The 12,818-nt window shown below is 68.9% G+C and carries 12 protein-coding genes, 1 tRNA gene and 1 riboswitch; of the genes, 6 read left to right on the top strand and 7 right to left on the bottom strand.

Annotated elements, in window-relative coordinates; translation table 11 throughout:
* Positions 1 to 43: 43 nt before the first annotated feature.
* A tRNA-Arg gene (locus tag V5F48_RS18520) sits at positions 44 to 120 on the bottom strand.
* Between the two features lie 449 nt (positions 121 to 569).
* On the opposite strand from V5F48_RS18520, the gene V5F48_RS18515 reads away from it, so the two are divergent.
* The 4 genes from V5F48_RS18515 (at position 570) to rpsA (ending at position 5,693) form a co-directional block, all read left to right on the top strand.
* Entirely contained in the window at positions 570 to 1,361 is a 792-nt protein-coding gene (locus V5F48_RS18515; protein WP_394259899.1) for a hypothetical protein, read from the top strand.
* A 128-nt stretch (positions 1,362 to 1,489) separates the two neighbouring features.
* Positions 1,490 to 2,956, top strand: a complete 1,467-nt coding sequence (locus tag V5F48_RS18510) for a M48 family metalloprotease (RefSeq protein WP_394259898.1) — start codon at positions 1,490 to 1,492, stop codon at positions 2,954 to 2,956.
* Positions 2,957 to 3,060: 104 nt separating this feature from the next.
* On the top strand, positions 3,061 to 3,534 hold the full coding sequence (locus V5F48_RS18505; protein WP_394259897.1) for a universal stress protein: 474 nt from the start codon (positions 3,061 to 3,063) through the stop codon (positions 3,532 to 3,534).
* Between the two features lie 419 nt (positions 3,535 to 3,953).
* Entirely contained in the window at positions 3,954 to 5,693 is a 1,740-nt protein-coding gene (gene rpsA, locus V5F48_RS18500) for a 30S ribosomal protein S1 (RefSeq protein ID WP_394110283.1), read from the top strand.
* Positions 5,694 to 5,833: 140 nt separating this feature from the next.
* Here the strand turns inward: rpsA and V5F48_RS18495 are convergent, their stop codons facing one another.
* The 6 genes from V5F48_RS18495 to thiO form a co-directional block, all read right to left on the bottom strand.
* Positions 5,834 to 6,583, bottom strand: coding sequence for a carbonic anhydrase (locus V5F48_RS18495; RefSeq protein ID WP_394259896.1), 750 nt, complete (start codon positions 6,581 to 6,583; stop codon positions 5,834 to 5,836).
* 173 nt (positions 6,584 to 6,756) lie between these two features.
* Positions 6,757 to 8,403 carry an FAD-dependent monooxygenase gene (locus tag V5F48_RS18490; protein WP_394259895.1) on the bottom strand — a complete coding sequence of 549 codons (1,647 nt, stop codon included), beginning with the start codon at positions 8,401 to 8,403 and terminating at the stop codon, positions 6,757 to 6,759.
* A gap of 25 nt (positions 8,404 to 8,428) precedes the next feature.
* Positions 8,429 to 9,106, bottom strand: a complete 678-nt coding sequence (locus V5F48_RS18485) for a thiamine phosphate synthase (RefSeq protein WP_394259894.1) — start codon at positions 9,104 to 9,106, stop codon at positions 8,429 to 8,431.
* Positions 9,107 to 9,113: 7 nt separating this feature from the next.
* The gene (gene thiG, locus V5F48_RS18480) at positions 9,114 to 9,905 is read right to left on the bottom strand and encodes a thiazole synthase (protein WP_394110279.1); all 792 of its coding nucleotides are present in this window, start codon (positions 9,903 to 9,905) and stop codon (positions 9,114 to 9,116) included.
* 61 nt (positions 9,906 to 9,966) lie between these two features.
* Entirely contained in the window at positions 9,967 to 10,179 is a 213-nt protein-coding gene (thiS, locus tag V5F48_RS18475) for a sulfur carrier protein ThiS (protein WP_394259893.1), read from the bottom strand.
* Positions 10,180 to 10,181: 2 nt separating this feature from the next.
* The gene (gene thiO, locus V5F48_RS18470) at positions 10,182 to 11,381 is read right to left on the bottom strand and encodes a glycine oxidase ThiO (RefSeq protein WP_394259892.1); all 1,200 of its coding nucleotides are present in this window, start codon (positions 11,379 to 11,381) and stop codon (positions 10,182 to 10,184) included.
* Positions 11,370 to 11,469: riboswitch (TPP riboswitch) on the bottom strand. (Overlaps the previous gene by 12 nt.)
* Before the next feature lie 102 nt (positions 11,470 to 11,571).
* Here thiO and V5F48_RS18465 point away from each other — a divergent pair.
* A complete protein-coding gene (locus V5F48_RS18465) occupies positions 11,572 to 12,195 on the top strand; it encodes a glutathione S-transferase family protein (RefSeq protein WP_394259891.1) in 624 nt (207 codons plus the stop codon).
* Between the two features lie 107 nt (positions 12,196 to 12,302).
* A complete protein-coding gene (locus tag V5F48_RS18460; RefSeq protein ID WP_394259890.1) occupies positions 12,303 to 12,743 on the top strand; it encodes an NUDIX domain-containing protein in 441 nt (146 codons plus the stop codon).
* Positions 12,744 to 12,818: the final 75 nt, after the last annotated feature.

Genomic DNA, 12,818 nt, shown 5'->3' with positions numbered 1-12,818 from the left:
TCTCAGCACCTTCGGACGTGCAGACACCCGCAAGAATGACAACTGGTGTCCCGGAAGGGATTCGAACCCCTGACCTGCGGTTTAGGAAACCGCTGCTCTATCCTGCTGAGCTACCGGGACACAGCTTCCTTCTAGAACGAGCCGCGGCGGGAGGAAAGGGCGTCGGGTGGGCGGTGGAAAGCGGGTAATGGAAAGAGGGTGTAAGCAGAGTTGATCGCGGGCACCTTCATGCGCATGCCGCCATCGGCTATCGTCCGGTCATGCAGTTGCGCACCCACCACACCCGCTTCGCCCGCAGCCGCGCGCAGGCACCGGAAGCGAAGCGGGAACGGGGCGGGCGCCGCCTACGGACGGCTATCATCGCCCTTGCCTCATCTGCCCTTGCCTCATCTGCCCTTGCCTCATCTGCCCTTGCCTCATCTGCCCTTGCCTCATCTGCCCTTGCCTCATCTGCCCTTGCCTCCTCTGCCTTTGCCTCCTCTGCCTTTGCCTCCTCTGCCCTTGCCTCGATCGTAATCGCCCTTGCGGTCGCGGCCGGACCGCAGGCGGCCCGGGCGGATGCGGCCTGTATGCCGGCAGCTCAGGGCGGCGTGGACGAGGGCTCCGGTGCCAACCTTCGCGCCACCTGGTCCGATGCGGGCGCACTGGTCCTGTCCGACGGGCGACGGCTCGTGCCGGAGGGCATCGCTTTGCCCTCGCGGCTCGCCAGCGATGCGGCGCTGCCCCGCGCGGCCGAACGCGCGGTGCAGACGGCGCTTCAATCCTGCTTCGTGCGGCCCGGTGCGGGGCGCATGGACCGGCACCGCCGCTTGTCGGCCGCCGGAGGGCTGGCCTGCCCGGCGCGACAAGACCTTGCGGAAGAAGACCTCGCGGAAGAAGACCTTGCCACCGCGCTGCTGCGGGCGGGCGCCGGCTATGCCCAGCCCGCGGCGCAGGAGGGCGGCTGCCTGGCCCAGCGGCTCGCGGCGGAAACGGAAGCCCGCTCGGCCCGGCGCGGCATCTGGGCCGAGCCCTCGGCCGTGGCGCCGGCCGCCGACGAAGAGGCCATGGCCATCCGCGCGGGCCTGTTCACCGTAGCAGAAGGGCGGGTGCTTGCGGCCGGCGGGACACGGGAGCGGATTTTTCTCAATTTCGGGTCAAGCTGGCGGCAAGATTTCACTGCGATGATGGCAAGGGAGGATTTCGCCACAATCATGGGCGATAGCCTTGAACCAGCCATGTTGCGCGGCACCGTGGTGCGGGTGCGCGGCGTGGTGCGCGCAGAAGGCGGGCCTGCCATGATGCTGCAGCGTCCGGGGGAGATCGCCCTTCTGGCGGGCGCGCAGGCGGGGACAAAGCGCGCAAAGCGCGGCGGCGAGTGAAGCATTTGCATGAGGTTTCGGTGCGGGACGTGAGGCAACAACGGCCGGACGGCAAGACGGAGCGAGCGACGGAGCGGGCGGCCCAGCCCGCGGCCGGTCGCATCGCATGCCGTTGGGGCACGCTCCGCTTGAGCCGTCTCACCCGCGCGCTTCCCCTCCTGTTCCCTCTGTGGCTGTCGGCCTGCACCGGGCTTGATCTCGACCAGGCGAGCGTGCCATTGACCTCGCCCGCCTCGGCGTCCGAATACGCCGACATGTCGCCCAACCAGCGCCGCGAGCATGAGCGCTTGGTGGCAAGCTATGGCGGCGCCTACAACGATCCCGAGCTCAAGGCCCTGATCCAGCAGGTGGTGGAGCGGCTTGTCGCCGCCTCCGAGCGGCCCGACCTGAAATATCGCGTCACGGTGCTGAACTCGCCGGCCATCAACGCCTTCGCCCTGCCGGACGGCTCGCTCTACGTCACCCGCGGCCTGCTGTCCCTCGCCAACGACACCTCCGAGCTGTCTTCCGTGCTGGCCCATGAGATGGCCCACGTCATCGCCCGCCACGCCACCATCCGCGAGGACCAGGTGAAGCAGGCGGTGCTGGTCAGCCGCGTCATCTCCGACGTGGTCAACGATCCCGACCTCGGGGCGCTGGCCATGCAGAAGAGCCGGCGCACGCTCGCCTCGTTCTCGCGCGGGCAGGAACTGGAGGCCGACGCCATCGGGGTGGGCATCGCCGCGCGCGCCGGCTTCGATCCCTACGGCGCCTCGCGCTTCCTCACCGACATGGGCCGGTTCGGCGACCTGAAGAGCGCGGCCTTCTCAAGCTCCTCTTCCACCACGCCGGACATGGATTTCCTGTCCTCCCATCCGGCAACGCCCGAGCGCATCTCCATCGCCATCGCCAATGCCCGGCAATATGCGGAAAACGCCAAGCCCGGCGACGGCGAGCGCGACCGCAACGCCTATTTCTCCGCCATCGACGGCATGGTCTATGGCGACGATCCCAAGGAAGGCTTCGTGCGCGGGCGCAAGTTCTTCCATCCCAAGCTGGGCTTCACCTTCACCGCGCCCGAGGGCTTCTCGCTGGAGAACACCTCCCAGGCGGTGCTGGGCGCCACCCAGACCGGGCGGGAGGCGCTGCGCCTCGATGCGGTGCGGGTCGCCCCGGACCAGTCGCTGGCCCAGTACCTGTCCTCCGGCTGGGTCGAGGGGGTGGAGATCAACACGGTGGAAACCCTCACCGTGAACGGATTTATCGCCGCAACCGCCATCGCCCGCGGCGACCAGTGGTCGTTCCGCATGTTCGCCATCCGCTTCGGCTCGGACGTGTACCGCCTCATCTTCGCGGCGCGGGAGCTGACCCCGGAGCTGGACAAGCAGTTCCGCGCCGCCGCCGACACCTTCCGCCGCGTCTCCTCCGGCGAGGCGGAGACGGTGAAGCCGTTGCGGGTGCGCATCGTCACCGCGGGGCTCGGCGACAATGTGGACAAGCTGGCCGACCGCATGCAGGTGCCGGACCGGCCCATGGAACGCTTCCTGATCCTCAACGGGCTCGATGCCGCGGCCAAGATCAAGTACGGCGAGAAGGTGAAGATCATCTCCGAGTGAATTGGACGTGCCAGACGCGCCCGCTCCCGCCGAGTTGATCAGCCTCAAGCTGCGGACGTTGCAACCTTTGCTATCATCTCCTCTCCCGAAAGGGGGAGAAGACGATGTACAAGACCATCCTCGTCGCCACCGACGGCTCGGCCCTTTCCGATCTCGCCGTCACCCAGGCCGTGGAACTGGCCGCAGTGCTCCACGCCCGCCTGGTCCTCGTCACCGCCAGCGAGCCGTTCCACCTGCTCTCCACCGAGGCGGAACAGATCGCCGATACGGAAGACATCTATCGCCGCACCATGCAGCAGCGCGCCGACCGCATTCTCGGCGCGGCGGCGGAGAAGGCCGCGGCCAGCGGCGTGCCAGCCGTGACGGTACACGTGGAGAACGACCACCCCTTTGAGGCCATCATCGCCACCGCCGAGCGCCAGCTGTGCGACCTCATCATCATGGCCTCCCACGGCCGGCGGGGCTTCTCCGCGCTGGTGCTCGGCAGCCAGACCACCAAGGTGCTCACCCATTCCACCATTCCCGTGCTGGTGGTCCGGGCCGAGGCCACGCCGGCGGAGCGTGGGGCGGCGGCCTGACATGGCTTTCCCGGCGCCGGCCTGTCGGCGCGCCGGGACGGCCCGGGGCGAATCCGGCGTTTTGAGAGCGCGCTACCGCCGTGGCCGCCACACTTGAGGGGAAGCTGGCACCAGCCCTTGCGTTGAAGGGGCTTTTGGACTATCTCAGCGCCGGTCCGAGGCTGCGCTCCTTCAAAAGCAGGAAGCCGCCCGGGCGGGCAGGGGTACGCGGGATACGCGGCCCTGATCGTCGGAGGCAGCCCGCCCTGGCTTTCGCTGAGCGCACAGCGCGACATCCAATTCATCGTCCGTACCGCCCGGCTTATGCGCCGGCCCGCCGCTTTGCCGGCGGCCGTCCGTCCTTCCCCATGGAAAGACGGACACCCGAGCGGTTCGGACCTCGCAACGCGAGATGCCGGCGCAAGAAGTCTGGAGCGTGAATGTCCGCCGTAGAAACCACCCGTGAAGATTTTGCCGCCCTGCTCGACGAGAGCTTCGGCCGCGCCGACATGCAGGAAGGTGCCGTCGTCAAGGGCATCGTGGTCGCCATCGAGAAGGATCTGGCGATCATCGACATCGGTCTGAAGACCGAAGGCCGCGTGGCGCTGCGCGAGTTCGCCGGCCCCGGCCGCGAGAACCCCATCCAGGTGGGCGACGAGGTCGAGGTCTATCTCGAGCGCGTCGAGAACGCCATGGGCGAAGCCGTCCTCTCGCGCGACAAGGCGCGCCGTGAGGAAAGCTGGATCAAGCTCGAGAAGGCGTTCACCGCCAACGAGAAGGTCTTCGGCGTGATCTTCAACCAGGTGAAGGGCGGCTTCACCGTCGATCTCGACGGCGCCGTGGCCTTCCTGCCGCGCTCCCAGGTGGACATCCGCCCGATCCGCGACGTCGGCCCGCTGATGCACAACCAGCAGCCGTTCCAGATCCTCAAGATGGACCGCCGCCGCGGCAACATCGTGGTCTCCCGCCGCACCGTGCTGGAAGAGACCCGCGCCGAGCAGCGCCACGAGCTGGTCCAGAACCTCGAGGAAGGCCAGGCCATCGACGGCGTGGTGAAGAACATCACCGATTACGGTGCGTTCGTTGACCTCGGCGGCATCGACGGCCTGCTGCACGTCACCGACATCGCCTGGCGCCGCGTGAACCACCCGACCGAGGTGCTCAACATCGGCCAGACGGTCAAGGTCAAGATCATCAAGATCAACCACGAGACCCACCGCATCTCGCTCGGCATGAAGCAGCTTCTGGGCGATCCCTGGGAGGGCATCGAGGCCAAGTATCCGGTGGAGGCCCGCTTCAAGGGTCGCGTCACCAACATCACCGACTACGGCGCGTTCGTGGAACTGGAGCCGGGCATCGAAGGCCTGATCCACGTCTCCGAAATGTCGTGGACCAAGAAGAACGTTCACCCCGGCAAGATCGTCTCCACCTCCCAGGAGGTCGAGGTCCAGGTGCTGGAAGTGGACAGCGCCAAGCGCCGCATTTCCCTGGGCCTGAAGCAGACGCTTCAGAACCCCTGGGAAGCGTTCGCCGAGAAGTATGCCCCCGGCGCGGTGGTGGAAGGCGAGGTCAAGAACAAGACCGAGTTCGGCCTGTTCCTCGGCCTCGACGGCGATGTGGACGGCATGGTCCACCTCTCCGACCTCGACTGGAACCGTCCGGGCGAGCAGGTGATCGACGAATACCGCAAGGGCGACATGGTCAAGGCCGTGGTGCTCGACGTGGACGTCGAGAAGGAGCGCATCTCCCTCGGCATCAAGCAGCTTGCCGGCGATCCCTTCGCCGAGGCTGGCGAAGTCAAGAAGGGCGCCATCGTCACCTGCGAAGTCACCGACGTGAAGGACGGCGGCATCGAGGTGAAGCTCACCGGCACCGACCTCTCCGCCTTCATCAAGCGGTCCGAGCTCGCCCGCGAGCGCAACGACCAGCGCCCCGAGCGCTTCTCGGTGGGCGACAAGCTGGATGCCCGCGTCACCCTGTTCGACCGCAAGGCGCGCAAGGTGCAGGTCTCCGTCAAGGCGCTCGAGATCGCCGAGGAGAAGGAGGCCGTGGCCACCTACGGCTCGCAGGATAGCGGTGCTTCGCTCGGTGACATCCTCGGCGCCGCGCTCAAGCAGCGTGCCGCCGGCGGCGAGACCGACGAGAAGGAAGAGACCAGGGAAGAGACCAAGGAAGACTGATCGCATTCTTTGCGAACAGTCGAAACGGAAAGGGCCGGCGCACTGCGCCGGCCCTTTTCTTTTGCATTGGAGCCGATACCGAACGCCCAGGAGTCAAGCTCAGGGGCCATTGGTATGAGGCCGCTCGTAAGCCCTCGCCCTCAATCGATCCGCAGCAGGAAGCGCCGGTTCACCGCCTGCAGCGGCCGGGCGTTCATGGGGAAGATGGCGCGGAAGGCGGCAATGTCGGCCTCGCTCACCTCGATGGGCGTTGCGAAGACGTGCCACTCCACCACCTCGGAACAGGGCGGCGTGGTCAGCGAGCCTTCGTAGCGATAGGTGGCCCGCTGCGCCGGCAGGAATGCCGTGGCGTCAAGCGGTGTCTTGAGCACCGCCGCGCCTTCGGTGGTGGGCGCCACCTTCATCACCTCCGCAAAGCCGGCATTGGCCTTGCCGACCTTCATGAACACGCCCGCCACCAGCAGATTGCCATCGGGCGCCTCATGGACGAAATGCGCCTCCATGGCGGTGCGCTCCCCGTTCACGGTATGCTCGCTCGGCGCGTGGAAATGGAACTGGCGCAGGATACAGGTCTTGCCGCCCATGGTAGCCGTTCCGGCGTCCCCCACCACGTCGGCCTGGATCGCGTGGCCGTTGTTGACGATTCTGAAGGCGTCGGGCTTCCAGGCCAGCGTCGGCCCCGTACCCGCGGCCTGCACGGCCCCTTCCAGATTGATCGGCGACTGCTGGCCTCCCACCGCGCAGGCCTGGAATCCGCTTTCCAGCGAACCCCATTCCTGCGGGCCACCGTGGCCCTCATAACTCCAGTGCGCACCCGCCGCGAGCGCGGTGCTGGCGCAGACCGGGCACGAGACAAGGCCCGCAAGCAAAGTACGGCGTGTAACGGCCATGACGTTCCCCCCAACGACATCCGAATTCCATCGGTGGCCGAAAGCTAGACCATGAGTGGTCAGGATGGAAATGGTGCTGGTGCCGTTTCGACGGTGAATTTGGATCGAACGCTTCGCCTCGATCCCGATGCACCTACCGAATACCACCGCGCCACGGCAGCCCCGGGCTTGACCTACCCCGCTCCCACCACCAGACGCAGGGCACCATCCGCCTCGCCCGCATCTCCCCGCCAGGCGAGATAACCGTCCGGACGCACCAGCACCGCCTCCCCCGGGCCGAGCCCGTAAGCGGCGGCACAGGACCCCGCCTCATCCTCCACGAGGCTCACCCCATGGGGATCGGGGAGGCTGGCCCCCGCCGGCGCCACCGCCACCACCCGCACCGGCAGGTTGCTACCGGCCAGCCGTGCCCCGAGGGCCTCCATGGCCGCGAGCGCATCCCGGGTCCCGTCAACGGCCACCACCGCCACGAAATCCGTGCCACGCAGCAGATCGAACATCCGAAGCGGCGCCCCGACACCCCGCCGTCTCAAGCCGAGGGCATCCGGCGCCCGGTCACCGGCCACCGGCAGCCGATCACCCGGCAGTCCTTCGGGTGCGGCCGCGCCATCCACCACCGCCGCGCCGGCAAGGCCGGCATAGGACACCCGGATCTGGGTGTCGGCCAGCCGGTCGCGGGCACCGCCCGAGCCGCCGATGTTCATGCTTTCGGCGACGGTGCGGGCGATCACGTCCTGCGCCACCGGCCGACGCTCGGCCTCGTAGCTGTCGAGCAGCGCGGCCGGCGCCCGGCCCTTCATCACCAGCGCCAGTTTCCAGGCGAGGTTGTAGGCATCCTGGATGCCGGTGTTCATCCCCTGCCCGCCGGTGGGGGGATGGATGTGGCAGGCATCCCCGGCCAGGAACACCTGACCTTCGCGATAACGGGCCGCCAGCCGCATGGAGATGCGGAACTGGGACGACCAGCGCAGGTCGCCGGCGACGATCTGCCCCGGCGCGATGCGATCGGCCACCGCCTGGAGGTCGGCCAGCGACGGCCCCGGCCGTTCGGACTGGATGCCGTGGGCCTCGCCCGATCCCGCGGCGGCAAGGCTCTCCGGCGCCAGCATGGAGACGCGGTAGCGCCCGTGCTCCGGCAGCGGGATGGCGATGAACATGTCCGGCGCCGTATCCGCGCGCAGGCGCATGAGGCGCAAAGCGATGCCCCGCGCCGGCTTCAGGTCGCCCGGAAAAGCGAGTTGCACGTCGCCCAGCATGAAGGGATAGGGGAAGGCTTCCCCCTCGAACGGGATGCGCAGGGCATGGCGCACGAAGCTGTGGGCACCGTCGCAGCCCACCACGAAGCGGGCATGGGCGACATCCTCCCGCCCGTCCGGCGCGGTGAGGTCGAGCCGCACCCTCTCACCCTCCTGCACGAGGCTGGCGACCGCGACGCCGCGCTCCACTTCAATGCCGAAGCCGGCGAGATGCTGCGCCAGGATGCGCTCGGTCACGGGCTGGGGGATGCCGAGAACACCATAGGGCAGATCGCAGAGATCGGTGGCGATGGTCCGCACCGGCGCCCCGTCCACCGCCAGGGCGAGCCCGCCGAGCCAGAGCCCGGCGTCGATCATGGCGCGGACGACGCCCATGTCCTCATAGACTTCCAGGGTCCGGGGCGTGACGCCGAGCGCGCGGCAGTAGATGGACGGGGCGGTCGCCTTCTCCAAAATGCGACAACGCACCCCGTGCCGCGCCAGTTCCGCCGCCAGCGTGAGCCCCACCGGCCCCGCGCCGACCACGATCACATCCGCCGAATCCTGCCCCGAATGCTGCCCCATGCCCGCCCCCCATTTTGGGCAAGGTTCAGCTTTTGGCCCGTGCTGGCAAGGCCCCGTCGGGCTCAGGCGACGCGCTCGCGGGGTCCTTGCCGCCCCAAGCCGCAAGAAGGGCCGAAAATTCGGCAGCCGGATCCTCCGCCCGCATCACCGAGCCCATGACGGCGATGCCCGCCGCCCCGGCGTCGCGGCAGGAGCGGGCGTTGGCCGGCGCGATGCCCGCAAGCGCGATCACCGGAACCGGAGAGGCCGCCACGAACCCGGCAAGACCTGCCACTCCCAGCGCCGGGCCGTAGCCGGGCTTGGACGAGGTGAGAAAGACCGGGCTCGCGTTGATGTAGTCGAGGCTAGCCCCATCGGCGGCTTCCGCCTCGGCCAAGGTGTGGACCGAGAGCCCCACCAGCACATCCGGACCCAGCAGCGCCCGCGCTTCCTCTGCATTCCCGCCGCCGGGGAGATGCACCCCGTCCGCTCCGGCGGCGAGAGCAAGTTCAGCCGGGCCATGGAGCGTCAAGCGGGGGCGGAAGGCGCGTGTCGCCTCCCGCAGATGGGCGAACAGGGCGATCTGCTCCGCCGCCGGAAGGTCCTTCTCCCGAAGGCTGATCCAGCGGCATCCGCCGGCGCAGGCCCCAATCGCCACTTGCGTGAGATCGCCCCGCGCCAGTGTACGGTCGGTGATCAGCAACAGCGGCGGTTCGGGCAGCACGCGGCGCTCAGCTCCCCACCAGACCGAACTCGGGGCTGGACGCCTCCGCGTGCAGCTTCTTCGGAATGCGGCCCGAGAGGCGGGCGAGGCGGCCGCCCTCCACCGCATAGCGGAAGGCAGTGGCCATGCGCACCGGATCGTGGGCCTTCGACACCGCGGTGTTGAGCAGCACGGCGGAGCAGCCCAGCTCCATGGCCAGCGCCGCATCGGAGGCGGTGCCGATGCCGGCATCCAGCACCACCGGCACCGGCGAGCGGGCGCAGATCAGCTCGATCATGTGCGGGTTGGCAATGCCGAGCCCGGTGCCGATCATGGAGCCCAGCGGCATCACCGTGGCGGCGCCAAGATCGGCCAGCTTCTGGCAGGTGACGGGATCGTCGTTGCAATAGGGCAGCACCACGAAGCCGCGCGACACCAGTTCCTCGGTGGCCTTCAGCAGTTCCTCCACATTGGGATAGAGCAGCTCGCGGTCGCCGATCACCTCCAGCTTCACCCAGTCCGTCTCCAGCGCCTCGCGGGCCAGCTCGGCGGTGAGCACCGCATCCTTTGCGGTCTGGCAACCGGCGGTGTTGGGCAGGATGTGGACGCGGCCGGAGAGCAGGTCGGTCAGGCTCTCCTCGTAGCCGGCAAGGCTGATGCGGCGGATGGAGGCGGTGGCCATCTGCGATCCCGACGCCTCCAGCGCATCGAGAAACACCTTCTGGTTGGGATAACCCGCCGTACCGAGGAACAGGCGCGAGGAAAAGCTGCGCCCGGCGATGACGAGCGGGTCCGCGGGAGGGGAGGAATTGGCGTTCATGATGATGTTTCCCGGCGCCGGCAGGGGGCGCCTGTTTGTTAGGGCCAGGCGGTCGAGGCGGTCAGCCGCCCTGCTTGGCCTCGATGATTTCCACCGCGTCGCCGGCGGCAAGCGCCACCTCGCCCCAGGTGCGGCGCGGCACCACGGCGCCGTTCACCGCCACCGCAATGCCCTTGCGCTCGGGGTCGAGGCCCTTGGCGCGCAGCAGGTCGGCCACGGTGAACACCGCGTGGTCCTCGGGCGTTCCGTTCACCTTCAGGGCGAGCGCCATCATGCTCACTCCGCCGCCGCGCGCGGGGCGAAGCGCGCTGCGCCGAAGGGCGCCGCCACGTCCGCCATGCGGCCCGACAGGACATAATCGGCGATGACCTGCGTGGTCACCGGCAACAGCAGGATGCCGTTGCGGTGGTGGCCGGTGGCATAGATCAGGCCGTCCACCTCCGCGCTCGGGCCGAGGATGGGCGCATCGTCCCGGCTGCCGGGGCGGAAGCCGACCCATTGCTCGATGATGGTCAGCTCCTCCAGGGTCGGCAAAGCGCGCCACGCATTGGTGAGCAGCGCCAGCTGTCCGCCGGCGGTGAGGTCGGTGTCGAAGCCCTTTTCCTCGGTGGTGGCGCCGATGATGAGCCGGCCATCGTGGCGCGGCACCAGATAGGCACCGGGCGCCCACAGCACATGGGAGAGGATGGGGGCGGCGGGGTCCATGCGCAGGGCCAGCATCTGGCCCTTGATGGGCCGCACCGGCAACGGCGCGGCGGGGGCGATGTCGATGCCCCGGCTCCAAGCCCCGGCGGCCAGCACCGCCACGTCGGCCGCGTGGAGCGTATCGCCCGCCACCAGACCGGTGACGCGGCCGCCGACCGTGTCCACCCGCGAGACGGACGTGTGCTCGTGGATGCGCACGCCGGCCTTCAGCGCCGCCACCTTGAGGGCGGCGGCCACCTTGCGGTTGTCCACCTGATGATCCTCAAGGGTGAGGATGCCGCCTGCGAGCTTGGGCGAGAGATAGGGCTCGCGCCGCCGCACCTGCGCCGCCGTGAGCCATTCCACCGGCAGGCCGAGGGACTGCTGTAGCGCGAACAAGTGCCGGAGCCGCGCGAGATCGTCGGCGGTGAGGGCGATGGTGAGCGTGCCTTCGGTGCGCAGGTCCACGCTCGCGCCCGCTGCCTGTTCCAGCTCGGCGGCGAACGCCGGCCACAAGAGTTGGCTGGCGCGGTTGAGGGTGAGCAGGCCTTCCTCCCCCGGCTCGGCCTCGGCGCAGGCGGCGAGCATGCCGGCGGCAGCGCGGCTCGCGCCCTGGCCGGTTTCCCCGGCCTCGAAGACCTCCACCGGGCAGCCCGCCTGCGCAAGCCGCCATGCGAGGGCAAGGCCGATGACCCCGCCGCCGGCAACGGCGACGCGCGGTCGTGCAGAGGCAGTGGCGCCCGAGCCGGCTGAAGAAGAAGTAGACATGAAGGTCGACAAGCTGGCGCTCATCGGCGTCTCCCTACGCTGGAATGACCCAGACAGGTTCGATGGGTGTGATCTCAGCCGCGCATGATGCGTGGCACCCCAGGCCGTCCTGGTATTATCCATGCCTGAGCCGGGATCGCAAGGCCCCCAAAGCCGACTCGACGTCTCTATTTGTTCCCTGTATGTTCCGATCCAGCGAACAGGGAGGACCCAGATGAAGCTGTATTGGGCGCCGCACACGCGTGCCTTCCGCACCCTCTGGCTGATGGAGGAGGCCGGCGCGCCCTATGAGCGGGAGCTGGTGGATATCCGCACCGGCGCGCAGGACGATCCCGCCTTCCGCCGCATCAATCCCATGGGCAAGGTGCCGGCCCTGAGCGACGGCGATGTTCACCTCGCCGAGAGCGGCGCCATCTGCGCCTATGTGGCGGAGCAGGTCCCGGCGGCAAACCTCGCCCCGCCGGTGGGCGATCCGCTGCGGGCGCGCTACCTCTACTGGATGTTCTTTTCCGCCGGCTGCATGGAGCCGGCCTTCCTGCAGAAGATGAAGGGCATCGAACTGCCCAAGAGCGCCGCCGGCTGGGGCAGCTTCGACCTCGTCATGGAGGTGGTGGAAGAGGCGCTGAAGGACGGCCCTTATCTGCTCGGCGAACGCTTTTCCGCTGCCGACGTGATGCTGGCCATGGACCTGTGGTACGCCATCAACCTGCTCAAGGTGGTCACGCCCACGCCCCAGGTGGCGGCCTATGTGGCGCGCTGCACCGCCCGCCCCGCCTTCCACCGCGCCGAGGCCATCGAGGCGGCGGAGCTGGCCGCCCGGGCGGCCGCGGCCGGATAGGCCAACGGGCAGCCCGCAAGCATGGCCACCAAGCATGACCGTTCGCCTCGCGAACCGCATGTGCGAATCGCGAGGCGAACTGAGCCGGCTTCGGCTATGCTCCGATCATGCTGCCGCTCTTCCACTTCCTCCGGCGCCTGCGCCACGGCATGACGCTCGGGGTCCGCGTGCTCGCCGTGGACGACGCCGAGCGGGTGCTGCTGGTGCGCCATTCCTACGTGGCGGGCTGGCACCTGCCGGGGGGCGGCGTCGATGTGGGCGAGAGCGCGGAAGCCGCGGCGCGGCGCGAGCTGAAGGAAGAGACCAACGTGGAGGCCGACGGGCCGCTCGCTCTGGCCGGCGTTTTCTTCAATCCCCGCGTGGGCGGACGCGACCATGTGGTGCTGTACCGCACCGCCGGGCTCATCGTGGGTCCACGGCCGGAGCGCAACCTGGAGATTGTCGCCGCCGAGTTCTTTGCGCCCGACGCCCTGCCGGAGGACCTGTCGCCAGCCACCGGCCGTCGCGTGGCGGAATGGCGCGGCGCGCCGTCCGGCGATCGCTGGTAAGCGCCCGGCCACCGACGGGACGCGACGCCGCGGAAACCGCTTTTCCAATGCGGGGTTCCGGCAGTGGCGCCAAGG

The sequence above is a fragment of the Xanthobacter autotrophicus ATCC 700552 genome (assembly GCF_043194565.1).
GTDB lineage: Bacteria > Pseudomonadota > Alphaproteobacteria > Rhizobiales > Xanthobacteraceae > Xanthobacter > Xanthobacter autotrophicus_F.
Note: the sequence above shows the minus strand (reverse complement) of the source record. Positions and strands in the feature narration are given on the sequence as shown.

Bases quoted from the DNA above. Each gene is read 5' to 3' on its own strand.
- V5F48_RS18460 (WP_394259890.1), top strand. From the start codon at position 12,303: ATGCTGCCGCTCTTCCACTTCCTCCGGCGCCTGCGCCACGGCATGACG.
- V5F48_RS18505 (WP_394259897.1), top strand. From the start codon at position 3,061: ATGTACAAGACCATCCTCGTCGCCACCGACGGCTCGGCCCTTTCCGAT.
- thiG (WP_394110279.1), bottom strand. From the start codon at position 9,905: ATGAACGCCAATTCCTCCCCTCCCGCGGACCCGCTCGTCATCGCCGGG.
- thiS (WP_394259893.1), bottom strand. From the start codon at position 10,179: ATGATGGCGCTCGCCCTGAAGGTGAACGGAACGCCCGAGGACCACGCG.
- V5F48_RS18490 (WP_394259895.1), bottom strand. From the start codon at position 8,403: ATGGGGCAGCATTCGGGGCAGGATTCGGCGGATGTGATCGTGGTCGGC.
- thiO (WP_394259892.1), bottom strand. From the start codon at position 11,381: ATGAGCGCCAGCTTGTCGACCTTCATGTCTACTTCTTCTTCAGCCGGC.
- V5F48_RS18515 (WP_394259899.1), top strand. From the start codon at position 570: ATGCCGGCAGCTCAGGGCGGCGTGGACGAGGGCTCCGGTGCCAACCTT.
- rpsA (WP_394110283.1), top strand. From the start codon at position 3,954: ATGTCCGCCGTAGAAACCACCCGTGAAGATTTTGCCGCCCTGCTCGAC.
- V5F48_RS18495 (WP_394259896.1), bottom strand. From the start codon at position 6,583: ATGGCCGTTACACGCCGTACTTTGCTTGCGGGCCTTGTCTCGTGCCCG.
- V5F48_RS18465 (WP_394259891.1), top strand. From the start codon at position 11,572: ATGAAGCTGTATTGGGCGCCGCACACGCGTGCCTTCCGCACCCTCTGG.